The 23,724-nt window shown below is 66.9% G+C and carries 19 protein-coding genes and 1 tRNA gene; 9 read left to right on the top strand and 11 right to left on the bottom strand.

The window, feature by feature from the left end; translation table 11 throughout:
• Window positions 1–27: 27 nt before the first annotated feature.
• Together GXY47_10135 and GXY47_10130 are read right to left on the bottom strand one after the other, a co-directional pair.
• Window positions 28–1,365, bottom strand: a complete 1,338-nt coding sequence (locus GXY47_10135) for an efflux RND transporter periplasmic adaptor subunit (GenBank protein NLV31501.1) — start codon at window positions 1,363–1,365, stop codon at window positions 28–30.
• Window positions 1,362–2,678: a TolC family protein gene (locus tag GXY47_10130; protein ID NLV31500.1), complete on the bottom strand. Its 1,317-nt coding sequence runs from the start codon at window positions 2,676–2,678 to the stop codon at window positions 1,362–1,364. The genes GXY47_10135 and GXY47_10130 overlap by 4 nt, the downstream gene beginning before the upstream one ends.
• Before the next feature lie 421 nt (window positions 2,679–3,099).
• Here GXY47_10130 and GXY47_10125 point away from each other — a divergent pair, with 421 nt between their 5' ends.
• From GXY47_10125 to GXY47_10115, 3 genes are all read left to right on the top strand, one after another.
• The gene (locus tag GXY47_10125) at window positions 3,100–3,498 is read left to right on the top strand and encodes a hypothetical protein (protein ID NLV31499.1); all 399 of its coding nucleotides are present in this window, start codon (window positions 3,100–3,102) and stop codon (window positions 3,496–3,498) included.
• A gap of 156 nt (window positions 3,499–3,654) precedes the next feature.
• On the top strand, window positions 3,655–3,936 hold the full coding sequence (locus GXY47_10120) for a type II toxin-antitoxin system RelE/ParE family toxin (GenBank protein ID NLV31498.1): 282 nt from the start codon (window positions 3,655–3,657) through the stop codon (window positions 3,934–3,936).
• 11 nt (window positions 3,937–3,947) lie between these two features.
• Complete coding sequence (locus GXY47_10115; GenBank protein NLV31497.1) at window positions 3,948–4,238, top strand: HigA family addiction module antidote protein; 291 nt, start codon at window positions 3,948–3,950, stop codon at window positions 4,236–4,238.
• A gap of 81 nt (window positions 4,239–4,319) precedes the next feature.
• Here the strand turns inward: GXY47_10115 and GXY47_10110 are convergent.
• The 3 genes from GXY47_10110 to GXY47_10100 all read right to left on the bottom strand — a co-directional run bounded on the left by GXY47_10110 (window position 4,320) and on the right by GXY47_10100 (window position 6,229).
• Window positions 4,320–4,396, bottom strand: a tRNA-Arg gene (locus GXY47_10110).
• A 135-nt stretch (window positions 4,397–4,531) separates the two neighbouring features.
• The gene (locus GXY47_10105; protein NLV31496.1) at window positions 4,532–5,716 is read right to left on the bottom strand and encodes a hypothetical protein; all 1,185 of its coding nucleotides are present in this window, start codon (window positions 5,714–5,716) and stop codon (window positions 4,532–4,534) included.
• Window positions 5,717–5,839: 123 nt separating this feature from the next.
• Window positions 5,840–6,229, bottom strand: coding sequence for a hypothetical protein (locus tag GXY47_10100; protein NLV31495.1), 390 nt, complete (start codon window positions 6,227–6,229; stop codon window positions 5,840–5,842).
• Between the two features lie 98 nt (window positions 6,230–6,327).
• Between GXY47_10100 and GXY47_10095 the strand changes: the two genes are divergently transcribed.
• The gene (locus GXY47_10095) at window positions 6,328–7,920 is read left to right on the top strand and encodes an MFS transporter (GenBank protein NLV31494.1); all 1,593 of its coding nucleotides are present in this window, start codon (window positions 6,328–6,330) and stop codon (window positions 7,918–7,920) included.
• A gap of 3 nt (window positions 7,921–7,923) precedes the next feature.
• Here the strand turns inward: GXY47_10095 and pgi are convergent, their stop codons facing one another.
• The gene (gene pgi / locus GXY47_10090; protein NLV31493.1) at window positions 7,924–9,543 is read right to left on the bottom strand and encodes a glucose-6-phosphate isomerase; all 1,620 of its coding nucleotides are present in this window, start codon (window positions 9,541–9,543) and stop codon (window positions 7,924–7,926) included.
• 140 nt (window positions 9,544–9,683) lie between these two features.
• Between pgi and GXY47_10085 the strand changes: the two genes are divergently transcribed.
• Genes GXY47_10085 through GXY47_10075 form a run of 3 tightly spaced genes read left to right on the top strand, consistent with a single transcriptional unit; the run spans window position 9,684 to window position 12,909 of the window.
• Complete coding sequence (locus GXY47_10085; GenBank protein NLV31492.1) at window positions 9,684–10,292, top strand: hypothetical protein; 609 nt, start codon at window positions 9,684–9,686, stop codon at window positions 10,290–10,292.
• Complete coding sequence (locus tag GXY47_10080) at window positions 10,289–11,581, top strand: hypothetical protein (GenBank protein ID NLV31491.1); 1,293 nt, start codon at window positions 10,289–10,291, stop codon at window positions 11,579–11,581. Before GXY47_10085 ends, GXY47_10080 begins: the two co-directional genes overlap by 4 nt.
• A complete protein-coding gene (locus GXY47_10075) occupies window positions 11,578–12,909 on the top strand; it encodes a hypothetical protein (GenBank protein ID NLV31490.1) in 1,332 nt (443 codons plus the stop codon). Before GXY47_10080 ends, GXY47_10075 begins: the two co-directional genes overlap by 4 nt.
• A gap of 67 nt (window positions 12,910–12,976) precedes the next feature.
• Here GXY47_10075 and GXY47_10070 read toward each other — a convergent pair whose 3' ends face one another.
• The 3 genes from GXY47_10070 to GXY47_10060 all read right to left on the bottom strand — a co-directional run bounded on the left by GXY47_10070 (window position 12,977) and on the right by GXY47_10060 (window position 17,808).
• On the bottom strand, window positions 12,977–14,800 hold the full coding sequence (locus GXY47_10070; GenBank protein ID NLV31489.1) for a hypothetical protein: 1,824 nt from the start codon (window positions 14,798–14,800) through the stop codon (window positions 12,977–12,979).
• A 168-nt stretch (window positions 14,801–14,968) separates the two neighbouring features.
• On the bottom strand, window positions 14,969–17,023 hold the full coding sequence (locus tag GXY47_10065) for a hypothetical protein (GenBank protein NLV31488.1): 2,055 nt from the start codon (window positions 17,021–17,023) through the stop codon (window positions 14,969–14,971).
• 17 nt (window positions 17,024–17,040) lie between these two features.
• Window positions 17,041–17,808, bottom strand: coding sequence for a 4Fe-4S dicluster domain-containing protein (locus tag GXY47_10060; GenBank protein ID NLV31487.1), 768 nt, complete (start codon window positions 17,806–17,808; stop codon window positions 17,041–17,043).
• Window positions 17,809–18,118: 310 nt separating this feature from the next.
• On the opposite strand from GXY47_10060, the gene GXY47_10055 reads away from it, so the two are divergent.
• Together GXY47_10055 and GXY47_10050 are read left to right on the top strand one after the other, a co-directional pair.
• Entirely contained in the window at window positions 18,119–19,522 is a 1,404-nt protein-coding gene (locus GXY47_10055) for a sigma-54-dependent Fis family transcriptional regulator (protein NLV31486.1), read from the top strand.
• The gene (locus GXY47_10050; protein NLV31485.1) at window positions 19,519–20,616 is read left to right on the top strand and encodes a sensor histidine kinase; all 1,098 of its coding nucleotides are present in this window, start codon (window positions 19,519–19,521) and stop codon (window positions 20,614–20,616) included. The genes GXY47_10055 and GXY47_10050 overlap by 4 nt, the downstream gene beginning before the upstream one ends.
• Here the strand turns inward: GXY47_10050 and GXY47_10045 are convergent.
• Window positions 20,594–20,992 (bottom strand): YjbQ family protein, encoded by a 399-nt coding sequence (locus GXY47_10045; protein ID NLV31484.1) that lies wholly within the window; start codon window positions 20,990–20,992, stop codon window positions 20,594–20,596. The genes GXY47_10050 and GXY47_10045 overlap by 23 nt on opposite strands.
• Before the next feature lie 25 nt (window positions 20,993–21,017).
• The gene (locus GXY47_10040) at window positions 21,018–23,651 is read right to left on the bottom strand and encodes a glycosyltransferase family 1 protein (protein NLV31483.1); all 2,634 of its coding nucleotides are present in this window, start codon (window positions 23,649–23,651) and stop codon (window positions 21,018–21,020) included.
• Between the last annotated feature and the right edge of the window lie 73 nt (window positions 23,652–23,724).

The following is a 23,724-nucleotide window of genomic DNA, read 5'->3' as shown; positions in this document are numbered from 1 at the left end:
TTTCGCAAACATCCGGTCCTCCTGAACTCACCGGGGGCGGGGCGCGGCGGCCGGATCCCCTGGTTCCCGGTCGCGGCCTGCCAGCATCTTGCCGATCGCTTCCTTCAGGTTGCTTTCCGAATCGATCAGGAATTGCGATGAAACGACCACGGTCTCTCCCTCATGAAGGCCTGCGGTCACCTGGGAGAATCCCTCCCCTTCGGCGCCGAGCTCCACTTCCCGCGGTTCGAAGAAGCCCTTCTCCTTTTCCACGATCACCACGTTTCTCTCTCCCGTGCGCACGATCGCCTCGCTCGGCACCTTCAGCGCGCCCGGAACGGCCGGGACGCGGATTTCCACATCCGCGTACATGGCGGGGCGCAATTCCCGGTCGGGGTTCGGTATCTCCACGTAGGCGGCCAGGGTGCGCGTCTTCTGATCGAGGGTCGGGTCGAGTTGGATGATCTTCCCCGTGTAGCGCCTGCCGGGGAACGCGTCCAGCGTGAGGCTCACGGTCCGCCCGAGCCGGAGGTACCGGATCTGATGCTCGTAGACCTCGATTCGGGCCCAGAGGTCCGAAAGCCGGGCGATCTTGAAAACGTTCATCCCCGGCGACAGCTTCATCCCTTCGAGCGAATCCCCCATCTTCTCGATGACGACCCCGGAAACGGGAGAGAAGATCTTCAGGGTGCGTGCGGGCTTTTTGCGGATCCGCAGCTCTTCGACCTGTTCCCCCGTGATGTCCCAGAAGCGGAGACGCCCGGAGGTGGCCTCCAGAAGCGATTGCGCGCGCGCGACCGCATTTTCATCCCCCCCCCGGCTGAGCTCTTCGACGTACGCGAGGGCCGCCAGGTATTCCTGCTGGGTCGTCACCAGCCGGGGACTGTAGATATCAAAGAGGACATCGCCCCGTTTCACCGGCTGGCCGATGTAGTTGACGTAGGCCTTTTCGATCCACCCCTCGGTCTTCGTGCTCACGGATACGATGTTTTTCTGGTTGTAGTCGAGGGTCCCGATGGTGCGGATCACGACCGGGATCGATCCTTTCCGGACCGGGGCCGTCCGGACGGCGAAGTTCTGGAGGAAGCCCGGATCCACGTGGATTCCCGTGGTTTCCTTTGCCCCCTCCTCGTGCACCGGGACCAGGTCCATGCCGCATATGGGACAGGTCCCGGGTTCGTCCTGGATCACCTGGGGATGCATGCCGCAGGTCCAGAGCCGCGTCCCTTGCGATTCGGCTCCCAGAGCCGGGGGGCCGTGCCGGCCGGACACGATGCGTTCGGCCCATTCCCAATGGCCCGGGTTCCAGAGCAGGAGGGCGGGCAAGCCTGCGCCCAAAAGGAACGCCAGGAGGGACGCAAGCCAGGTGCTCGTTTTGGACTTCATGGGTTCCTCCCTTCGATGGGGGCCCCGATCGCCCGCTCCAGGTCCGCGATCGATTTGGCGTAGTCGCTGGTGTATCTCTCCAGGCCGAGCCGCACATCCAGCAGCATCCGCTCGCCGTCGAGGAGCTCCAGGACGCCGACCTCCCCCGTGCCGTAGGCGGCCTCGGTCGAACGCAGGGAGTGTTCCGCCTGCGGCATCAGGGTGTTTCCGACCAGGGAGATCTGCCGGTCCAGCGTCTCCATCCGGAACGCGATCGCCCTGATGGAGGCCTCCATCACATTCACGGCATCGCGGTAGCCTTCGCGGGAAGCCAGGGTGTCCTCGGTCGCCTCGGCCACGGCCGCGTCGTATTTCCTGCGCCGGACCGGGATGTTGATCCCCACGGAGAGGCCGTAGATGTTTTTCCCGTCCTGCCCGGGAGGGTTCAGGATCCCGGCCGGATCGGAACGGCCGGTGACATTGGTGAACCCGGCGCCGATCGTGAAATCGGGCCAGTAATCCTTCCTGGCCAGATGGATCCGTTTTTCGTCCCTTTCGATCCGGAGGAGGGCGGCCTGAATCTCCGGGCTGTTGTCCCGACCGATCCGGTAGAGCTCCTCGCGGTCGATCCGCAAGTCGGCCCTCCTTCGCGGAGGTATCTTCTCGACCGGGGAATCCGCGGGGAGATCCCTCAGGGAGTTCAGGACGGCCTCGAGATCCACCCGCTGTCGCCCGAGTTCCTCCAGGCGGTTCCGCTCCCGCGTGATTTCGGCCTGCAGTTTCACGACCCCCTGCTGCAGGCCGACCCCCTGCTCGTACCGGGCGCGGGCCAGGGCCTCATGGCGTTCCAGCACCGATATCTCCTCCCTGGTTATATCGAGGGCCCGATCGATATAGCCCAGGCCGTGATACGCGAGCTTCACCTCCCGGACGACGTCCTTTGTCCCCGCTTCGTGGATGTACCGGTAGACGGCCGCCTCCTTCGCCGCGATCTTTTTCCGGTCCGACAGCTTGCCGAACCATGGCAGTTTCTGTGAAAGGGACAACGTGGTGGTCTGCGCCCCGACTCTCGTCTCGGGGCTGCGGAGGTAGTGGGTGACATTCAGGAGCGGGTCCGGCAGGGAACTCACCTGCGGCAGGCGGGCCCTGGCCGCCTGGTAGCGGGCGAAGGATTGCAGGATCCCCGGATTGCGGGAAAGGGCCTGCTCCAGGTAGATTGCGAGCCGGGGATCGCCGGCCGAGTACTCCGATGCGATCGGCGCATCCCGGGACCTGAGCGGAACCGCCGTCAGGATCGTGAAGCCGATCACCATCATCGATACCGATTGTTTCATCTTCCGGTTCATCCTGCACCTCCCGGCTCTGCGCCGGTATCGGAGCAAATCGGGGGCCACCGCGGCGGGACGGGAGCCGTCCATCCAATCGGGGGACGATCAAATGCATAGACCCCTGTGCGTTACAGCGGAAGAACGGTCTTCGTTCAGGGCTCCGGGCAAGGCTGCGGCCGGCGGCGGAGGCTTCAGGACTGTGTCAAATTCAACAGTGCTGTTGAATTTGACACGCCTCCGCGGGCCGTGCGGCGCCGCCGCCCCGGCGCGATCCGGATGGATAGTGCCGTGAATGCGGGCCCTTCCCCCGACGCGGCCTTCCCGGGCGGTGCGGCACGCCGATTGCATGGACCGGCGTGAACGCGTCAGGGCGCCGGTTCCGAGGGCGCGACGCAAGGTTCACTAAAAAAAGGGGGGAGGTATGACAATGATCCAGGGAAGAACACGATCGAGGCTCGGGGTTCTCGCGCTTGCCTGCGCCGTCCTGGCGCTGCTGGGCTTCGGCAGCGCGTGTGACCGGCAGGAGCACCCGGGGGGAGCCCACGTCCAACCCGGAGATGTCGGGGATATGTTGATGCCCGGAACCTACACGGCCACGGTGAACTCGATCGTCTGTGACGGGTGCGGACCGCTGATCGAGCGGACGCTCCGGAATTTCGAGGAAATCGGGGCCGTCGCCGTCGACCAGAAAAGCAAAACGGTACGGTTTGCGGTGAAAAAGGAGGCTGGGATCGCCGTGGGCGACCTGCAGGAAGCGCTGGATGAGGCCGCGGGGCGCATGGGGATGGGGGCCGATTATACCCTGTCGGACCTCAGGCGCAAGTAAGGCGACCGGGAGCCGGCAAAAGAGAAATTGGTCCGGGCGGACCTGCGCCAGCGCCGTATTCCTTCTGAGGTATTGCCCGGGGTGATATCGATTCTCAGGCCATACCCAGAAATAGTAGTGCTTGACAATACTACTGTAGCGCGGTAGTATTGGTGCATGATAGAGAGCTTCCGGGATGCGGATACGGAGCAGCTTTGGCGAACGGGGCGAAGTCGAAGGATTCCCGCCAATCTGAGAATGAGGGCACTTAAGAAGCTCTTCTTGTTGCATGCCGCCGTGACGCTGGATGATTTGAGGGTGCCTCCCGGAAACCGGCTGGAGGCGTTGCAGGGGCAACGCAAGGGTTGTTACAGCATCCGGATCAACGATCAATGCCGCATCTGCTTCGCGTGGCGGGAGGGCAGGGCTTACGATGCGGAAATCGTCGACTATCATTAGCGGAGGACTCGATGGGAAAGACAAAGAAGATCTGGACGGTCCATCCGGGCGAGATTCTAAAGACCGAATTCATGGAGCCCATGAAGATTACGGCTTACCGTTTGGCAAAGGATCTCGATTTTCCGGGCATCTACGACGTGGTTCGCTGCAAGAGGGCAATCTCCGCCGAGACCGCCCTGAGGCTGGGAAAATATTTCGGCCTTCCGGCGCAGTTTTGGATGAACCTTCAGACCGAACACGATCTCCGTTTGGCGACAGCGACGGCCAAACTGGAGAGGGTCAGGGTCAGGACGGCCGCCTGATCCCTGCTTTCCGATGGCCCTGGCAAACGGCTTCCAAGGCCGGAACTGTCTGGGGAAATCCTGCTAAGTCCTTGATTTTAATGGTGCGCCCGGCACGACTCGAACGTGCGACCTTTTGATTCGTAGTCAAACGCTCTATCCAACTGAGCTACGGGCGCATCCTGTAAGCCTCCATAAGTTACAGTGTCCCGCGCCGCCGCGCAACCCCATTTTCAAGGCGGCGGGCGGGGGGAGGTCCCGGACCCCGGGGGAGTCCGGCCCGCGGGAAGGGTGTCCCGCGGGCCGGGAGGGGCCTAGTAGTCTTCGTAGGTGGGGCGGACGTTCCTGTACTTCCTTACCAGGGAGTCCCAGTTTTTGGGGAACTCGATCGGCTCGGTGACGAAGTCGTTTTCGATCCCCCCCACGCTGCGCAGCATCCCCATCCAGGCGCCGGGGCCGCCGGCGACCAGGATCAGCAACCCGCCGCGGTTGAGGGCCGGGGGCGCCGACAAAACGTCCGGTTTTTCGCCGATGGCGGCGAAGGGGTCGGCGGCGTTTCGGAGGATGTACTCCTGGAGCTTCTCCTTCGTCCACCCTTCGTCGGCCAGGATGCGGGCGTGGGAGGGGATGACGATGAGGCACGACATGCTCCAGGGCCCCATGTCGGCGAGCGCCCGGGCGATCCCCTCCGCGCTGGTGGCGCGCGGGACCGACTGGGCGAAGCCGTTGGGGAAGAAGAGGGTCAGGGTGCTCTCCTCCCTGCGGAAACCGCGGTCGACGTGCAGCGGGGTCCAGGGGCTCTCCTCCTCGTTTTCGCCGATGACGAGGCTGTACTTGGAGGGGTTGCCGATGACGCCCATGTCCTCGATCCCCTTGCGGGCCCCCCCGATGTTCTTGACGATGAGGCCCACGGCGCGGCCGATGGCGGCGTTGGCGATGTCGCCCGGGCTGAGGGCGCCCGAGCCGGAATTGACGAGGATGTCATTGCGGACGGGGCCGTTGAGGGCGAAGAAGGGGGCCCACGACCCGGTGCTCACCTCGAAGGTGTCGAAGCGCGATTTCGGGTTCATGAGCGCGCGCACGGCGGCCAGGAGCACCGGCATGTGGGTCGGCAGCGCCCCCGCCATGACGGCGTTGACGGCGATCTTCTCGACCGTCGCCTTTCCCAGGCGCGGGATGACGCGGGCCACCAGGTGGTCGGGCGGCAGGTCGGTCCCCTCGAGCATTTCGGCCACGGCCTTTTCGGTCGGGGGGACGATGGGGAGCCCGTCGGTCCACCCCTTGCGGTAGAAGAAGCGGTTGACCGCCTCGTAATCCCCCGCGAAGGCGACGCGGGGGGGAGCGGCCGCATCCCTTTTGGGGGAGCGCTCCCCGGCCGTCAGCGGATCGGTCAGGGCGGCGACGATGCCGGGCATCGCCCCGGAGGCGCCGGCTTCGATGTCGGCGGCCACGGTGGTTTCGTTGGCTATTTGGATGGGGCGCACCCTGATGCCCGGCATTCCCTTGCCGGAGGCTGCGCTCTGTGCGTCTCTTACGAATCCTGGATGTGCCAGTAACACGACCGGCGTGCCGAAGTCCTCGATCGATATGCCGTTATAGACGAGGAACTTCGTGCAGGATCCTCAATCGCCGATGACGCCGACGACGGCGTCCACCCCCTTGGCCCAGGCGGTGAACGTTTCACGGTCGGCGGTCTCGACCTCGGTGACGTTCCATTCGGTCGAATGGAAGAGGACGGTCTGGATGTCCGGGTGGAGGGTCTTCAGGTTCTTTTCGATCGCCTCGGCCACCGGCAGCGCCGCGCGCTTGTAGTTGGCGAAAATTCCGATCTTTTTTCCCGCCAGGGAATCGAGGCGGGGCGAAAGGCCCCGCAGGGGGACGGGATCGACCTCGGCCCAGGGGCTCAGGACCTCGTACCGGGCGGAGGGCTCCGCCGCAAGGGGTGCCGGCGGGGCCAGCACTCCCGCGGCGCCGAGGGCGAGGGCGGCCAGGGGGAACAGTGTACGCTTCATGCTTTTCTCCTTAGGTGAATGGACATGCTGCGGATTATAGTAGGGTTCATCGCCCGGCGTCACCCATATCGTGAGTCCGCATCCGGAGGAGAGATCCGATGTCCCAGGAACCCTTAGAGCCCTACGTCTACGACCGGAGGCGCCTGGTCGTGGGGCTCGTGTCCCTTTTCCTCGTCTACTTCACGATGGCCTATTTCCTCCAGGCCCTCAACATTGCCCGGCCCAAGATCGCGGCCGACCTCGACGGCATGGGGCTCTACGCCTGGTCGGTCTCGCTGCCGGGGCTGGTCGGCGCCTTCGTGACCCTCATTTTCGGCAAGCTCTCGGACATCTACGGCCGCCGGATCATGATGCTGATCGCGATCGCGTTCGCCCTGCTGGGGTCGGTCCTGAGCGCCCTGAGTTCCAGCTTCGTGCTCCTCGTCGCCGCCATCTGCGTCGGCTCCCTGGGCACCGGGGCGATGATGCCGCTGGTCTTCGCGGTGGTCGGGGACATGTTCCCCCCCGTCGAGCGGAGCAAGTGGATCGGGATGCTCCAGCTCCCGATGGGGGTCGCGGCGATGTTCGGCCCCGCGCTGGGGGGGTGGTTCGCCGACACCTGGGGGTGGCGCTACTTCTTCTGGTCTACCGTCCCGCTCCTGGCCCTCTGCCTCGCGCTGGTGCCTTTCGGCATCCCCGCCCCCTCCGGGGCGCGGGTGAAGCGCAGGATCGATTACGTCGGCAGCGTCTGGATGGTGCTGGCCTCCTCGGCCCTGATCGTGGGGATCTCGCTGGCGGGGGAGCGGTATGCCTGGGGCTCGCCCGAGATCGTGGGACTCCTGGCCGTTTCGCTCGTCTGCTGGGTCCTCTTTTTCCGGACCGAATACCGCGCCGAGGAACCGGTGCTCGACCCCCTCGTGCTCCGCAACCGTTCGTTCAACACCGTCGCGGCCTCCTCCTTCCTATCCTTTTTCGGGCAGATGGCCATGATGATGTACTTCCCGATGTTCCTGCAGGGGGTGCAGGGGATCGGCGCGGCCAGAAGCGGCTGGATCTTCACCCCCTACAGCGTGCTGATGGCCTTCATCGGCGTCCCGGTGGGGTTTCTGCTGGGCCGGACCAAGCGGTACAAGTGGATGTACGTCCTCGGCTTCGGCATCGTGACCTTCGACATGTTCGCCGTCGCCTTCCTGGGGGAAGACACCCCGGCGCTCATGAGCCTGGCGGTTTCCGCCCTCGCGGGCCTCGGGCTCGGGGCCATTCCGACCGTGAACACGATGGTGGTGCAGAACGCCGTTCCCCGGCGGCTGCTCGGCTCCTCCATGGGGGCCATCTTTTTCTGCCTGATGATGGCGGTGGCGATCTCGCCCGCGATCCTCGGGGCGGTCATGAACGCCGGTTACGCCCGGACGCTGGCCCGCACCCTCCCGGAGGCTCTCGGCCGGGTGGCGGACGCCGAAACCATGGCGACCCTGACCGATTCCCAGGTCCTCCTGTCGCGGGAGAAGATGGGGGAGCTGGAAACCCGTTTCCGGGCGCTCGGCGGGGAAGGGGCCGGCCTGTTCGCGCCGACGGTGGAGGCCATCCGGACCTCGATGCACGCGGGGCTCCGGCGGGTGTTCTGGCTCGGCGCCTTCACCATGCTCGGGGCTTTTTTGATCATCCTGACCATCCCCGAGGTTCCCATAGGCTCGGAGCCGCCGCCGGGCTAGCCCTCATCTCCGTTCCCGGTAGCGCCGGATCAGGGCGTTGGTGGAACTGTCGTGTTCCGGTTCGGCTGTTCCGTCGAGTTCCGGCGCGATCCGGCCGGCCAGGGCCTTGCCCAGTTCCACCCCCCACTGGTCGAACGGGTTGATGCCCCAGATCGCCCCCTGGGTGAAGACGCCGTGCTCGTACAGCGCCACCAGCGCCCCGAGCGCCGCCGGCGTCAGCCGGTCGAGCAGGAGCGTGTTGCTGGGGCGGTTCCCCTCGAACACCTTGTGGGGCGCCAGGGAGTCGGGCACCCCTTCGGCCCGCACCTCTGCGAGCGTTTTCCCGAAGGCCAGGGCCTCGGTCTGCGCGAACAGGTTGGCCATCAGCAGGTTGTGCTGGTCCCCGAGCGGGTTGGGCGAACGGCAGAAACCGATGAAGTCGCACGGCACCATCCGGGTCCCCTGGTGCAGCAGCTGGAAGAAGGAGTGCTGCCCGTTGGTCCCCGGCTCTCCCCAGTAGACCGGGCCGGAGTCGACACCCGCCCGCTCCCCGCCGAGGGTCACGCTCTTGCCCAGGCTCTCCATGGCCAGCTGCTGCAGGTAGGCGGGGAAGCGCCGGAGGTACTGGTCGTAGGGGAGGACGGCGTGGGTCGCGGCCCCGAAGAAGTTGTTGTACCAGACGGTCAGCAGCCCCAGCAGCACGGGCAGGTTCCGCTCGAAGGGGGCGGAGCGGAAATGCCGGTCCATGGCGCGCGAGCCCCCGAGGAGCGCGTGGAAGCGCTCCGGGCCGATCGCGATCATGGTGGAGAGGCCGACGGCAGATTCGATCGAGTAGCGGCCGCCGACCCAGTCCCAGAAGCCGAACATGTTGGCCTCGTCGATCCCGAATCTCTTCACCTCGGCGGCGTTGGTCGAGACGGCCACGAAGTGGCGGGCGACGGCTTCTTCGCCGAGCGCCCCGGTGACCCAGGCGCGGGCGCTCCGGGCGTTGCGAAGGGTCTCGAGCGTCGTGAAGGTCTTCGAGCAGACGATGCACAGCGTCTCGGCCGGGTCGAGGTCCCGGACCGCCTCGGCGAAATCGGTGCCGTCGACGTTGGACACGAAGCGGACATCCAGGTCCCGCCGGCTGTAGTGCCTCAGAGCCTCGTACGCCATCGCCGGGCCGAGGTCGGACCCGCCGATGCCGATGTTGAGGATGCGGCGCACCGGGCGGCCGGTGCGGCCCGTCCACTCCCCGGCGCGCACCCGGCGGGCGAAAGCGGCCATCCGGTCGAGCACCGAGTGCACCCCGGGAACCACGTCCGTGCCGTCGACGAAGATCCGTTCCCCCCGCTCCGCCCGCAGCGCGACGTGCAGCGCCGCCCGCTTTTCGGTGGCATTGACCGCTTCCCCCCGGAACATCGCCTCGATGCGGGCACGGAGGCCGCGCGCCTCCGCGAGCGCGACGAGCAGCCGGAGGGTCCCCTCGGTGACCCGGTTTTTGGAGTAGTCCAGGTAGACGCCCGCCGCCTCGGCCGCGAAGCGCTCGCCGCGGAGCGGGTCGCGCGCGAACAGCTCCCGCAGGTGAACCGGTCCGAGTTCGGCGGCATGGGCCTCGAGGGCGTTCCATTCGGGGAGATTCTTCAGAGACGGCTGGGAGTTCATGGGCGGCGTCCTCCGCGGAAATCGGGTTTTTCCATTTTCATTAATATCATGGACTTGGGAATTCGGCCATTATACGATGGCCCCAGCGGGCCGGGGGCGGCTGCGCCCGGCGGCGCCACGAGGGAACGAGGCGGGGGAAGATGCAAAGGAATGGAGGCGGAAGATTCGCGGCGCTTCTGGCGCTGCTGCTGGCCTTGGCGGCGTTACCGCGCCCGCTCTGCGCGCAGTATGCCACGCGTCAGGTCAACCTGGCCTACCTCACGCAGCGGGCCGACGTCATCGTGCAGGGGAGGGTGGCCCGGGTGACGCACGCGCCCCTCCCGGGGTACCCGAACATCCCGACGGTGGAAGTGACTCTGGAGGTCGAGAACATGCTGCGCGGACCGGGGGGGCGCACCTATACCTTCCGGGAGATCTTCCTGGGACTCCGGGCGCGGGAGGGGAAGCAGGGATACGGGGAGGGGCAAAGGCTGCTCCTGTTCCTCCCCGCGGCTTCCCGGTACGGGCTGAGCAGCCCGGTCGGGATCGGGCAGGGGCGCTTCCACATCACCTACGGTTCCGGCGGGGAGGAAATCGTGGCCAATGAAATGGACAACGCCGGGCTGTTCCGGGATAGTGCGGCGGCGGCGCGGGGGGCGGGGCTGACCGAAAAGGAGAAGCGCCTCCTCGGGGTCGGCCGCGGCCCGGTCCGGCTGGGGGAGCTGATGCCCGTGGTCCACGCCTTCACGGCGCTGCCGAGGATCCCATGAAGAGCTGCGCCCGAACGATCCGTTTTGCCGTCGCGATGCTCGCGGCGGGAATGCTCTTTTCCGCTTTCGCCGGGGGGCCGCTGTACGTGACCGGCCCCAGCGCCGTTACTCCCGGGGAGCCCTACCGCTGGGCCGGAAGCGTCATCCGCTACAAGACCGACCAGGGGGGGCTGGGGAACCGGACCAACGCGGAGGCCGACGCCATGGTCTCGGCGGCGTTCCGGGTCTGGGAGGATGTCGATTCCGCCTCGATCGGGTTTCAGAACGACGGGAAACTCTCCTCGGACATCACCGCCGTCAATATCCTCAGCTTTCAGAATATGCTCGGCATGTGCTCGGATCCCTCGCAGCCCCCCGGCTCGATCGTCTACGACCTGGACGGGAGCATCATCGAAGCCCTGGGGATGGACAAGAATTCGGTCCTCGGGTTCGCCGGCGCGGTCTGCACCAACGACCGGCTGGGGACCTACACGCGCGGCTGGGCGGTGATGAACGGGAGGTTCATCGACGGCGAGCCCGATTCGGCGGGGCACCAGTCGGTGACCCTCGACGAGTTTCACGGTGTCTTCGTGCACGAATTCGGGCACCTGATCGGCCTCGGGCATTCCCAGATCAACGTCGGGTGTGCCACGGACTGTTCCGCCGAGGACCTTTCGGGGGTGCCGACGATGTTTCCGCTCCTGGTGGGCGACGGGCAGGCGACCCTGAACACGGACGATATCTCCATGGTGTCCTCCCTCTACCCCGAATCCTCCTTCCATGCCTCCACGGGCCGGATCCAGGGGCGGGTCGTGTTCTCCGACGGGGTCACTCCCGCGCAGGGGTATAACGTGATCGCCCGGAACACGGCCGACGCGCGCGTCACCGCGGTCTCCTCGGTTTCGGGGTACCGGTTCACGGCGGGGGCCGGAAACCCCCTGGTCCCCTTCGGAATGGACACGAGCTTCTTCTACGGGTCGCACGACCGGAACCTGATCGGCTTTTACGATATTCCGGGCCTCCCCCCGGGGACCTACACGGTCGAGGTGGAGGCGATCCTCAATTCGGATCCCCTTCCCTTCGTTTACGAAAGCGGGGTGGGTCCCATCGGGGACTATCTCGGCTTCCAGTACAAGATGCCCGGGAGCTGCGATCTCCAGTACCTGCACCATCCGCCGCGGCCGACGGACGACTGCGGCACGCGCACGACCGTGAGCGTCGGGCCCGGGCAGGTTCTCTCGACCGGGACCGACATCGTACTCATCGGGACCGGGCCGCGCTACGACGCCTGGGAGGGGGAGGGCGAATGATGCGGGCCCGGCTTCATGGCGCGACGGCGCTCCTCCTGATCCTGTTCGCCGCCGGATGCGGCGGGGGGGGCGGGTCCTCCACCCCCGCGGGCGGCATAACCCCGCCCCAGGCGGACACGCGCCCGACGATCACCTACCTTTCGCCCGCGGGAGTCCAGGCGGGCTCCATCACCTTCACCCTGACGGTGAAGGGAAAGAACTTCACGAGCGGCGCGAAGGTGCGCTGGAACGGCAGCGAGCGCCCCACCGCTTATGTGAGCGCCACCGAGGTGCGGGCCGACATCTCCTCGGCGGACGTGGCCACGGCTGGGACGGCCAAGATCGTGGTGGCCAACTATTCCCCCAGCGTCGAATTCTCGGCCGAATCCAGCTTTGCCATCAACAACCCGGTCCCGGTCCTCTATTCCCTGAACCCGCTCCGGATCACGGCCGGAAGTCCCGCCACGACCCTGGTTCTCTACGGGGAGAATTTCGTGTCCGGCTCCGTCGTCCAGATCGACGGCGCCGGCCGGACCGGCACCTTCATCAATTCGACCCGCCTGGCGGTGGCGCTGACCGCGGCGGACCTGGCCGCGGCACGGAGTGTGCCGGTCCAGGTGCGCAACCCCTCCCCGGGCGGGGGGACGAGCGGCCAGATCGCCCTCTCCGTCGCCGCGCCCGGCGTCTACGTGTCGACCCGGAGCCTCCCTCCGGGCGCTTCCGGCAGGACTTACGACTACGCGCTCCGGGCCGAGGGGGGGATTCCCCCGTATTCCTGGGCGCTCGCGTCCGGCGCGCCCCCCCCGGGGATCGCCCTTTCCGCCGACGGCGCGATGACGGGGACGGCGCCCGCCGTCACGATCGACACCGCCTTCCAGTTCGGGGCGAGGGTGACCGACTCCACGGGCTCGACGGCCGCGGAGACCCTTGCGGTCACGGTCCGCAGCGCGGCGCCGGGGCGCAACGACGCCTGCGGCCCGACGACGGCCAGCCCGATATCGAACGGCGTGATCCGCGCCTCCCTCAGCCCCTACGGCGACGTCGATGTCTACCGGTTCCAGGCGGGCGCGGGGGCCAGGATCACGGCCGGGATCCTGGCCCAGCGCCTGTCGCTGTCCGGGGACCCCACCAGCCCCGACATCTTTCTCGATTCCTTCCTCGAAATCCTCGACTCGGACTGCGCCCGGATGACGTACAACGACGACCTGGAGCTGGGGGTGGTCCTGGATTCGGGGATCTCGAATTTCTACATTTCCACCCCGGGGACCTATTATCTCCGGGTCAGCGACCTGCGCGGCGAGGGCCGTCCCGACTTCGTCTACGAACTGGAACTCTCGGGCGCGGAGTAGGCCATCCCCGAAAAAAAGGGCGGGCCCGATGGCCCGCCCCTGGAATGCGGAAAGAAACCGGGCGGCGCTATTCCCAGCCGCTCGGGATGCCGTGCTTGTCCATGTAGCCGACCGCCTCGATCTCGTAGATCCGGTTGTTGCGGATCTTGAAGACGTGGGCGGCGGGGAGGTCGAAGGGACCGTAGTCGTTCTTGCGCTCGGTGATGCCGGGGACGCCGACGATGTTCATCACCTTCGGCTCCCCGTCGTGGCGGAAGATGGAGAAGGCGAAGGCCAGCCCCTTCTCCTCGTCCAGGGCGAGGATGCGGCGGCTGTCGATGTCGGTGATGTAGCTCATCACGCCGGTCGAGAGCTGCGCGCCGCACGTCATCCGGCGGAAGGGGGAGAAGTCGTCCTCGCCCGGTTGCGGCGGGGTCCGGTCGCCCGCGCTCGTGCCGCCGTTCTCCCTCCGCTCGCACTCGTCGGCGAAGGGGGCGACATTGCCGTCGTCCTGCACGATCGCCTCGTAGTAGGAATTGGCGATCTCCCGCATCTTCCCGCGCGGCACCCGCTCGAGCTTCGGCACCCGCTCGAGCAGCGCCGGGCGCAGGTTCGACATGTTCGGGTTGAGCGGCCCGTCGCCGTGGACCACCAGGTGGTCGATCTCCGTGATCCTGCGGTCGGCCACCTTCAGCCGGACGGCGGCGATGGTCGGTTTTCCCTTCTCCCCGATCACGCCCATGAAGCCGATCTCCCCGCTGTCGGGGTCGGCCGCGTAGATCTTGAAGTCGGTCGGCCCGGAACTCGCCGTTTCCCAGAGCCCCTTCCCGACGGGGATCTTACGCGTGTTTTCCACCAGCTTCACGTCGCGGGCCAGGGGGAGCCCGGAGGGGTCGTGCCGGGCCAGCGCGGCCAGGTAGTCCTCCATGAGGTCGACGAGGCCCTGCCGGGTAAGGTTCCAGCCGTCGCTCGCCCGGTAGGGGACGCCCACGATGGCCATCGCCTCGATCTCATGGATCCTGCCGTTTCGGATCTTGTAGATGTGGGCGGCGGGGACGGTGAACTCCCCCCAGTCGTTGGGGCTCTCGGTCACGCCGGGCATGTTGCGGATCTTGAGCGGGTTCGGTTCGCCGTCGTGGTTGAAGACCGAATAGACCATGACCAGGCCCATCTCCTCGTCCACGGCGACGGGGCGCCGCTGGTTGATGTCGGTGATGTAGCCCATGATCCCGGTCGAGAGCTGCTCGGCGCACTTCATCCGGCCGAAGGCGGCCATGGCGCCGAAGGGGGTCGGCCCCGGCGGAGGGGGATCCTGGTTGTTGGCCGCGGTGACGCCGTTTTCACGGCGCTGGCACTCGTCGGCGAAGGGGGCCACGCCGCCGTCGCTCTGCTCGATCGCGTCGTAGTAGGCGTTGGCCGCCCGGAGCATCTCGCCGCGTGACACCCGTTCGGAGGGATCGAGGGGAGTCACCAGTCCCGCGCGCGGCTCGAGGAGGCCTGCCGGGAGCTCGCCCGTCAGGGGGGAGACCATGTGGTCGATTTCGGTGATCCTGCCGCCGACCACCTTGAGCCGCGCCCCCAGGAGGGCCGGTTTCCCCTTGTCGCCGATCACCCCCATGAATCCCACCTGCCCGGCTGCGGGGTCGGCGACATAGATTTTAAACTCGGTCGGGCCGGAGGTGGCGGTTTCCCAGAGCCCTTTGCCCACCTGGACGGGCTGGATGTTCTCCACCAACCTGACGTCGCGCGCGAAGGGGAGCCCGGTGGGGTCGTGGCGCACGACGGCGTCGAGATATCGCTCCATCATCTTGACGAGGGCCGCGCGGTCCGGCGGCTTCGGGCCCCTGGAACAGGCGGCGGCCAGGGCTCCGGCGGCGAGTAGAATACAGAGACGAACGATCGTTTTTTTCATCGGCTGCTCCCTGTCTGGGCCCCGGCGTCCGGGGCGGGTTCTATCCTTCCATTCTTCAGGATGGCTGAGGACTGATACGTTATCGCAAACGGCGGGGCGGCGGCAGCAAAAAAAAAGGCCTCCGGAACTCTCGCTCCGGAGGCCTGGTCGGATCCGTGGGGACAGGGTCTACCCCAGTTTGTCCTTGGACTGGAGGAGGTCGGCCGCATACTTCATGTCGAGATCCTCCAGCGTCTTGCGGGTGGGGTAGCCCGAATCGGGGTTCCACCCCTCTTCCTTGTAGAAGAGGGTTTTGAAGGTGTCCACCCCTTCCCGGGTGAAGAAGAGCTCCCGGCAGTTCTGCCAGTCCCACTGGGACCCGTCATAGATGGGGAGCTCGGTGGCGTAGCCGCAGTAGGAAGCCCCCGGCCGGTAGTAGTACCCGGTGAAGTTTTCCATCTTGCGGTGGCGCCCCTGCAGGACGAAGATCGCCCGCTTCAGGTTCCAGGCGCGCCGGCCGATTTCCAGCCCGTCCTGGAAGGTGTGGTTGCGCCCGGTGACGGCGTTGAGGTACCTGGGTTCGATCTCCGGCGTGTGCCCGTAACCCTTGGCGTGGGCCTGGTTGTAAAGCTGGGAGTAGCCCCAGTCGCAGAAGCCGACCGATTCCTTGTAGTAGTTCCAGTAGTGCTGGTGCCAGGCCACCCACTTGGCGGTGGATTCGGAGTAGATCCCGGTCTTGTAGGCCCGGTCCCCCTCCCAGGTGTAGTCGAACCAGAAGGGGTCGTTCCCCAGCGTCCGCTCGGCGAGGATGTTGACGAACTGCTCGCACGTGATCCCGCGCTTGCGCCCCACGGACATGTCGTGGTTGTTGATGTCGCGCGAGTCGAGCAGGTTGCCGTAGGCCCATTCGACCCCGGGCATGGACCAGTGGTCCTGGTACCCCCACATGGTCAGCCGGCAGAGGGTGTTGAAATCGTCCGTCCTTCCGAGCTTCTCGGCGAAGCGCGCCGTCCCTTCCGCCAGCATGTCGCCGATGCCGATCCGGTTGGCCAGGGCGATGCCGTAGATCTCCATGAACTGTTCGCTCTTGAAGGCGTCCATCGGCAGGGGGGAAGTGTCGTACTTCGTGCCGGGGCCGATGATGCCCATGTCGTACATCTTCTTCATGTACCAGCCCAGGGCGGTGTAGGCGGGAATCTTCGGCTGGATCGGGAAGTCCTTGTTGTGGTCGGTCGGGAATGCCATGGGGCCCATGAAACAGGTTTCCATGGCGTTCAGGCTTAGCTGCTGGCAGATGTCGGTCCCCTTCTGGTTGATCTCCGTCGGGGTCTGGTGGTCGACGAGCGAATACCAGGTCGATTCCGCGCAGTCGTCCGAGTCCACGCTGTAGGTGCGGTCGCGGTTGTGGCACATGCGCGGAATGCCGCAGCCGGCGCAGCAGGAGGACACCGACGCGGGCCCGAAACCGCCGAAGCCCCCGCCCATCCGGGGCCAGGTCTTGTCCCACCATTCCCGGGCGTCCTTGAGCCCCTTGGGGTCGGCGATCTTGATGCTCCCGGTGCCGACGACGGCCACCGCCTTCAGGTTCTTGGACCCGAACACCCCGCCGAACCCGCCCTGCCCGGCGCCGCTGCCGCCGCCGTGGATGAGAGAGGCCACGCGGGTCAGGTTTTCGCCCGCCGGGCCCATCGTCACGATCTGGGGCCGCTGGACGGAGTAGCCCCCGTCGAGGCGCCACCACTCCTCGCCGAAGCGGACGCCGGTGCGCTTCCAGATCTCCTCCTGGGTCTTCCAGGAATCGAGCCCCCATAAGGCCTTGGCGTCTTCCAGGGTGACCTTGTCGTCGACGATGTTGATGTAGACGGGGGATTCCGCCTTGCCGATGACGGCCACGCCGTCCCAGCCGGCGAATTTCATCATCGTGGCGAAGGCGCCGCCGAAGTTGCTGTGGCAGAACCACTGGACCGGGTAGCACTGCGGGGAGAGGCCCGAGACGCTGGTGCGCGAGGCGGCCGGGGTGCCGGTGCCCGCCATCGCCCCCGTCATCAGGGCGACCATGTTCCTGGGGTGGAAGGCGTCCTGCAGGTCCCAGTCTCCGGGGGCCACGCAGAACTCCCAGAAGAGGGCCGTGGCCGTGCCGTGGCCGCCGCCGTACATTTCATACTTTTCCGAATCGAGCGCCCTGATTTCCTTGGTGGACAGGTTGACCAGCAGAATCTTTCCACCAAATCCTGGTGTAGCCATAACGTCCCCTCCTTTCCCTAGTTTGCGGGCGCTTTGGGCGCCTCGGTTTTGGCTTTGGGTTTCTCTTTAGGGAATGCTCCGAAAGGAGGCGCCTTCTTCGGCGGCGGCTGCAGGTTACGATCGTAACCCCGGTTGTCGGCCTGGTCCGGGAGCTTGTCCACGACGGCGAGCGCGTTGGCCGGGCAGATTTCCACGCAGGCCTGGGTCCCGTCGGGCCCCCCCTTCTTGTTGTAGTAGGGGGTGTTGACGCACAGGTCGCACTTGGTGGCCTTCCTGGTCACGGGGTTCCAGATCGGGCGGTGGGGGCTGTAGGGGCAGGAGCGCATGCAGGTCTGGCAACCGATGCATTTTTCCTGATCGATCAGCCGGACGTTGCCGTTTTCGGCGCTGACGTGGCAGGCGCCGGTGGGGCAGTTGTCCACGCAGAGCGGTTCCGGGCACTGCCGGCAGATGTTCTGCACGATATCCTGGGGGTACCGGTTGAGCACCGCCCGGTGGACCTGGATGCGGGCCAGCGACAGGCTGGTCGCCCCTTCATGCACCATCGAGCAGGCCATCATGCAGTTGAGACACCCGGCGCAGTGCTTGCTGTCGTAGACCAGGTACTTGGTGGAAAGGGGATAGTCGATGGCGTTTTTCTTGGTACCCTGCGCCGCCATCGCGGTGGCGCCGGATACGGCGGTCAGGGCTCCTCCGGCGAGGGCGGTTCCGCCGCCTACGACGAAAGCGCGCCGGGAAAACCTTTTCTCGGTTTTTTCAGTTTCAGGTTTTTTGTCTCCAGCCATGGATGAACACCTCTTTGGAAAACCATTCACATATACTTACGAACCATGCGACCGTTTGTCTCAGTCTCGGGGATTCCTTTTTTCATGGGGAGGAAGCCGGACGGGACCGGGGAGGGTGTCCGGTCTCATTTGATCATGCGGAAAAACAAGGCTCATGTGCCCTTCTATTTTAAGGTTATGCGGGGCGGCGGGTCAAGCGAATTGAAGGGGCGCCCAGGGGGCGGCCCGGGCCGCCGCGGGAGTCCGGCGCGAGATTTCGGTAGGCCGCGGCCGCGGTACGCCCTAATATGGAACCAGGAGACCTTTTGCCATGCCCGCGCCCCTGATCCTGATCGCCGACGACGACGCGAGTTTCCGACGCGTGCTGCAATACCAGCTCCGGCAGGCGGGCTACGAGGTGCTCGAGGCCGAAGGGGGCGAGCGGGCGCTCGAGCTCTTCTCCCGCCATCGCTGCCACGCGGTCCTGACCGACCTGGACATGCCCGGCATCCCGGGCCAGGAGCTCCTGCTCGAAATCAGGCGCAGGTCTCCCGACACGCCCGTCATCGTGGTCACCGCCTACGGCACGATCGATTCGGCCGTCGAGGCTGTCAAGGCCGGGGCCTTCCATTACCTGACCAAGCCCCTCAACCGGGACACCCTGCTGCATACGCTCCGGCAGGCCCTCGCCTTCGCCGGCCTGGTGGAGGAAAACCGCAACCTGCGGGAGGCGGTGACGGCCGCGTTCCGGTTCGACGGCCTGGTCGGGGGGGCGAAGGCGATGCGGCGCGTCATCGGGCAGGCCGGCCGCCTCGCCGCCGTCGACACCACGGTGCTGGTCGCGGGGGAGAGCGGGACCGGGAAGGAGCTTTTGTCCAAGGCCATTCATTACAACAGCGCGCGCGCGGGCAAGCCGTTCGTGATCGTCAATTGCGGCGCCATCCCCGACGCGCTCCTGGAGTCGGAGCTGTTCGGCTACCGCAAGGGGGCCTTCACCGGCGCCGCGGCCGACCGGACCGGCAAGTTCGAGGCGGCGGACGGCGGTACCGTGTTCCTGGACGAAATCGGCGACCTGCCGCAGCAGCTGCAGGCGAAGATCCTCCGGGTGGTGCAGGAGCACGAGATCGACGTCATCGGGGAAACGCTCCCGCGCAAGGTGGACGTGCGCATCATCGCCGCCACGCACAGGGACCTCCGGCGGATGGCCGCGGACGGCCTGTTCCGGCAGGACCTGTTCTACCGCCTGAACGTGGCGCCGCTCGAGGTGCCGCCGCTGCGCGAGCGCCGGGAGGATATCCCCCTGTTCGTGCAGCTGTTCGCCGAGCGGATCTGCCGCCGCTACAACCGCCCGCCCCTCCGGATCGGGCCGGCCGTCCTCCACAAGCTGGAAGCCCACCACTGGCCGGGAAACGTCCGCGAGCTTGAAAATGTCGTGGAGCGCCTGGTCGTCTTTTCCCGGGGGGAGGAGGCCGACATGGAGTGCCTGCCCGGCGAGATCCTGGAGCCCCGCCTGACGATCGGCCGGGCCTCCATCAGCCTTCCGCCCGAAGGGGTGGTGCTCGAGGAACTGGAGAAGGACGTCATCGCGGAGGCGCTCGAGCGGACGGGGGGGAACCAGACCAGGGCGGCGCGGTTTCTGCATGTATCGCGCAACGTGCTGGTCTACCGGATGCAGAAGTACGGGCTGGGCCCGTACCGGGGCCTGCCGGGCAGCGACGGGGCGGAGGAGGGATGACGCGGGCCGGCAGGGGGAGGGGCGCCTGGACGAAGAAGGGCATCATCGCCGCCTCCGTGCTGGCGATCACGGCGCTCCATTACTGGACCGGTACCGAGCACATGTACCTGCACCAGGTCTATCAGCGCGGCTATTACCTCCCCGTCATCCTGGCCAGCTTCTGGTTCGAGATCCTGGGCGGGGTGGTCACGGCCGCCGGCCTGGCCCTGCTCTACCTCGTTCACATCTGGCGGGACTGGGGCCACCATCCGACCTACGCCTTCCAGCAGTACGCCGAGATCCTCATGTACCTCGTGATCGCCGTGCTGCTGGGGTACCTGGCGCGGGCGCAACGGATGACCAGGGAGCGGCTCGAGAAGACCGGATCCGATCTCGAGGAGGCCTACGGAAGGTTGAACCAGGCCTTCGAGCAGATCCGGCACTCGGACCGGCTGGCGTCGCTCGGGCGGCTTTCGGCCGGGATCGCTCACGAAATCCGCAATCCCCTCGGATCGATCCAGGGGGCGGTGGAGATCCTGGGGCAGGACCTTCCGGAAGGCGACCCGCGGGGCGAATTCGCGCGCATCGCCCGGCAGGAGGTCGCCCGGCTGGAGAAGCTGACGGGCGAAATCCTCGCCTTCTCCCGCCCCGCGCCCCCGCGGCGGATGCCGGCCGACTGGCGCGAGATCGCCGGGGCGGCGGCGCGCCTGTGCGATGACGAAGCCCGGCGCCGGGGGGTTTCGATCGTCGGGCGGCTGGACGCTCCCGCGGCCACGCTCGACGTGGATCCGGAGCAGGTGAAGCAGGTGCTGATCAACATCCTCCTCAACGCCGTCCAGGCGCAGCCGGAAGGCGGGGAAGTCCGGATGCACGGCGCGCTCGAGGGGGACACGCTCGAGATCGCGGTCGAGGACGACGGCCCCGGGATCGATCCGGAAAAGATGGAGTCGATCTTCGACCCCTTTTTCACCACCAGGCGGGAGGGGACCGGGCTGGGCCTGTCGATCTCCTACCAGCTGGTCCGCAACAACGGCGGGGAGATCCGGGTTTCCTCGCCGCCCGGGCGCGGGGCCTGCTTCCGCGTGGTTTTCCCTACGGGTGCGGCACGGTCGTGACCCAGACGTCGCGGGTGCGGGGGCCGTCGAATTCACAGAGATAGACCGCCTGCCACGTGCCGAGCGCGAGGCGCCCGTCTTCCACCAGGACCTGCACCGAGGACCCCATCAGGCTTGCCTTTACATGTGCCGCCGCGTTCCCCTCGCCGTGCGCGTAACCCGCCCGCCAGGGGACGGAGCGCTCGAGGGCCGCGGCCAGGTCGGCGGTGACACTCGGGTCGGCGTTTTCGTTGATGGTGATCCCGGCGGTGGTGGTCGGGACGAAGGCCGTCAGCACTCCGCGCCGGATCCCCGCCGCCCCCGCGGCCGTCTCGAGGTTCCGGGTGATGTCCAGGAACTGGGTGTGCTCCCGGGTCCGGACCGAAAACGTTTCCATGGTTTCCCCCTCCCCGTGCGCGGGATCAGCCGGTTTTCCCCTCCGGGCCCTGCGCCCTGTCCGTACCCCCGGCCGCCCCGTTGGCCCACAGGATGAGGCCGGGGATGAACGCGTTCCGGAGTTCGGGGTGGCGCGGCAGGACGCGCGCGGTGTAGCCGTGCCTCCCGCTCCCGCAGTCGGGAACGGCGGTGGTCTCGTAGATCGTCGCTCCCGCCTCCTCCTGCGCGGGCTGCATCTCGACGACGAGGGGTTTCTCGATCTCCCCGTGCGCGTTCAGGCGCCCGGCGTAGAGTTCGACCCTCAGGTCGTCCGTGGACAGGGGACCGGTGCGGACCCGTGCGCGGAACCGGATGCGTTCGCCGACGGCGATCTCGGAGGGGAGTGAGGTCTCGATCATGTCCGCCCCCAGGCCCGGCCAGGCGGCGCGGATGCGTCCGAGCGCCGCCGCGAGCGCGATCGCCCGTGCGGCGCCGTCGGCCTCGAGCCGGCGGAAGCGTTCGTGGGCCGGCAGGTAGAACCGTTCGGCATACTCCCGGACCATCCGGTTGGTGTTGAACCAGGGACAGAGGTCGGCAATGGACGATTTCATGAGCCGGATCCACGTGTGGGGCACCCCGTCGGCGCGGCGGTCGTAGAAGGTGGGCACCACGTCGCGCTCCAGGATGTCGTACAGGGCTTCGGCCTCCACCTGGGCCTGGTATTCCGTGTCGGCGTACGACTCCCCCTTCCCGATGGCCCAGCCGACCAGGGGGTGGTTCGAGGTCCGCGAACGGCAGACTTCGTCCCACCACCCGTCCAGGGTGCTCAGGTTCAGCACCCCGTTGGCGATCGCCTTCATGCCGCTGGTGCCGCTCGCCTCGTTGGGGCGCAGGGGGGTGTTGAGCCAGACGTCGACCCCCTGGACCAGGTAGCGGGCGACACTCATGTCGTAATCCTCGACGAAGACGATGCGGCGCCGGAATTCCGGTTCCCGCGCCAGGGCGGTGATCTGGCGGATCAGCTCCTTTCCCTCGTCGTCCCTGGGGTGGGCCTTTCCCGCGAAGATCACCTGGACGGGGCGCTTCGGGTCGTTGAGGATGGCGGCCAGGCGGCGGCGGTCACGCAGCAGCAGGGTCCCCCTCTTGTAGGTGGCGAAGCGGCGGGCGAAACCGATCGTCAGGATCTCCGGGTCCAGCGCGTCCTGGGCCGCGGCGATCTCCGCCTGCGGGGCCCCCCGGCGCTCCAGCTGCAGGCGCAGCTGCCTTCGGGCGAAGGCGACGAGGCGCTCCCGGCGGAGCTCGTGGGTGCGCCAGAGGCTTTCCGACGAGATCGATTCGATCCGGTCCCAGACGTTCTCCGCGGACGGCTGCGTCTTCCAGCCGGGACCCAGGTAACGCTCGTACAGCTGGTTCATCTCCTGCGAAATCCAGGACTGGAAATGGACCGCGTTGGTGATGTGGGTGATCGGGATCTCCCGCTCGGGGACGTCGGGCCAGAGGTCCTTCCAGAGCCCGCGGCTGACCTCCCCGTGGAGGCGGCTGACGCCGTTGCTGGAGGCCGCCATCCGCAGGGCCAGCACCGTCATGCAGAAGCTCTCGTCCCTGCGCGCGGGGTCGCGCCGGCCCAGGGCGATGAAATCCTCCAGGGAGATCCCCAGTTCCGCGGCATAGGAAGAGAAGTGGCGCTCCATCAGCGCGGAGGGGAAATAGTCGTGCCCCGCGGCCACGGGGGTATGGGTGGTGAAGACGAGGGCGGCGGAGGCCAGTTCGCGGGCCTGGGCGAAGGAGAGGGATCGGTCCCGGATCAGGTTGCGGGTCAATTCCAGCGACAGGAAGGCCGAGTGCCCCTCGTTCATGTGATAGACGGTCGGGCGGATGCCGAGCGCCTCCAGGGCCCGGTATCCCCCGATGCCGAGCAGGATCTCCTGCCGGAGCCGGTACTCGAGGTCCCCCCCGTACAGCTGGTCGGTAAGGTCGCGGTCTTCGTCCCGGGCGTTCTCGGGGATGTTGGTGTCGAGCAGGTAGAGCCCCACGCGCCCCACGTTGACGCGCCAGATCCGGGCGGCCACGTTCCGTCCGGGCAGGGGCACCTCTATCCTCAGTTCGCTGCCGTCGGGCCTTCTCTGGAGAGCGGCCGGGAGGGTGTGGAAGTCGTTGTCGGCGTAGGCCTCCTGCTGCCACCCGGAAGCGTTCAGGTACTGCTGGAAGTAACCCTGCTGGTAGAACAGGCCGACGCCCACGAGCGGCAATCCCAGGTCGCTCGAAGCCTTCAGGTGGTCTCCGGAGAGGATGCCGAGGCCCCCGGCGAAGATGGAGAGGCACTCGGTCAGGCCGAACTCCGCGGAAAAGTAGGCGATCACGGAGTCTTCCGCTTCCGGGTGGGCTTTGCGGAACCAGCTCCCGCGGCTTTCCATGTAGGCGTCGAAATCGGCGAGGACGTGCTCGAAATAGGCCAGAAAGGAGTCGTCCGCCGCGGCTTCCTCCACGCGCTTCTGGTCGAGCGATCCCAGCATGCGCACGGGATTGTGCCCGCTCTCCTCCCAGAGGTCGCGGTCGAGGCGGCGGAACAGCTCGATGGTGTCGTGGTTCCATGCCCAGCGCAGGTTGTAGGCGAGATCGCGCAGGCGCTCGAGCGCCGCCGGGAGCCTGGGGATCACGGTGAAGGTGTGGATCGGTTTCATGGCTTCGTCTCTGCCTCCGTGCGAAGAGGCGCCCGTTCCGGTATTTCCTGTCCAGCGGGGCCGGGTGCCGGGG

The sequence above is a fragment of the Acidobacteriota bacterium genome, assembly GCA_012729555.1.
Classification (GTDB): domain Bacteria; phylum Acidobacteriota; class UBA6911; order UBA6911; family UBA6911; genus UBA6911.
The sequence above is the reverse complement of the archived record's forward strand: the minus strand, read 5'-3'. Positions and strand labels throughout refer to the sequence as shown.

What these genes read in the sequence shown, in the direction of transcription:
- GXY47_10135 (NLV31501.1), bottom strand. Translation starts at nt 1,365, where the DNA reads ATGAAGTCCAAAACGAGCACCTGGCTTGCGTCCCTCCTGGCGTTCCTT.
- GXY47_10130 (NLV31500.1), bottom strand. Translation starts at nt 2,678, where the DNA reads ATGAAACAATCGGTATCGATGATGGTGATCGGCTTCACGATCCTGACG.
- GXY47_10125 (NLV31499.1), top strand. Translation starts at nt 3,100, where the DNA reads ATGATCCAGGGAAGAACACGATCGAGGCTCGGGGTTCTCGCGCTTGCC.
- GXY47_10120 (NLV31498.1), top strand. Translation starts at nt 3,655, where the DNA reads ATGATAGAGAGCTTCCGGGATGCGGATACGGAGCAGCTTTGGCGAACG.
- GXY47_10115 (NLV31497.1), top strand. Translation starts at nt 3,948, where the DNA reads ATGGGAAAGACAAAGAAGATCTGGACGGTCCATCCGGGCGAGATTCTA.
- GXY47_10105 (NLV31496.1), bottom strand. Translation starts at nt 5,716, where the DNA reads ATGCCGGGCATCAGGGTGCGCCCCATCCAAATAGCCAACGAAACCACC.
- GXY47_10100 (NLV31495.1), bottom strand. Translation starts at nt 6,229, where the DNA reads ATGAAGCGTACACTGTTCCCCCTGGCCGCCCTCGCCCTCGGCGCCGCG.
- GXY47_10095 (NLV31494.1), top strand. Translation starts at nt 6,328, where the DNA reads ATGTCCCAGGAACCCTTAGAGCCCTACGTCTACGACCGGAGGCGCCTG.
- pgi (NLV31493.1), bottom strand. Translation starts at nt 9,543, where the DNA reads ATGAACTCCCAGCCGTCTCTGAAGAATCTCCCCGAATGGAACGCCCTC.
- GXY47_10085 (NLV31492.1), top strand. Translation starts at nt 9,684, where the DNA reads ATGCAAAGGAATGGAGGCGGAAGATTCGCGGCGCTTCTGGCGCTGCTG.
- GXY47_10080 (NLV31491.1), top strand. Translation starts at nt 10,289, where the DNA reads ATGAAGAGCTGCGCCCGAACGATCCGTTTTGCCGTCGCGATGCTCGCG.
- GXY47_10075 (NLV31490.1), top strand. Translation starts at nt 11,578, where the DNA reads ATGATGCGGGCCCGGCTTCATGGCGCGACGGCGCTCCTCCTGATCCTG.
- GXY47_10070 (NLV31489.1), bottom strand. Translation starts at nt 14,800, where the DNA reads ATGAAAAAAACGATCGTTCGTCTCTGTATTCTACTCGCCGCCGGAGCC.
- GXY47_10065 (NLV31488.1), bottom strand. Translation starts at nt 17,023, where the DNA reads ATGGCTACACCAGGATTTGGTGGAAAGATTCTGCTGGTCAACCTGTCC.
- GXY47_10060 (NLV31487.1), bottom strand. Translation starts at nt 17,808, where the DNA reads ATGGCTGGAGACAAAAAACCTGAAACTGAAAAAACCGAGAAAAGGTTT.
- GXY47_10055 (NLV31486.1), top strand. Translation starts at nt 18,119, where the DNA reads ATGCCCGCGCCCCTGATCCTGATCGCCGACGACGACGCGAGTTTCCGA.
- GXY47_10050 (NLV31485.1), top strand. Translation starts at nt 19,519, where the DNA reads ATGACGCGGGCCGGCAGGGGGAGGGGCGCCTGGACGAAGAAGGGCATC.
- GXY47_10045 (NLV31484.1), bottom strand. Translation starts at nt 20,992, where the DNA reads ATGGAAACGTTTTCGGTCCGGACCCGGGAGCACACCCAGTTCCTGGAC.
- GXY47_10040 (NLV31483.1), bottom strand. Translation starts at nt 23,651, where the DNA reads ATGAAACCGATCCACACCTTCACCGTGATCCCCAGGCTCCCGGCGGCG.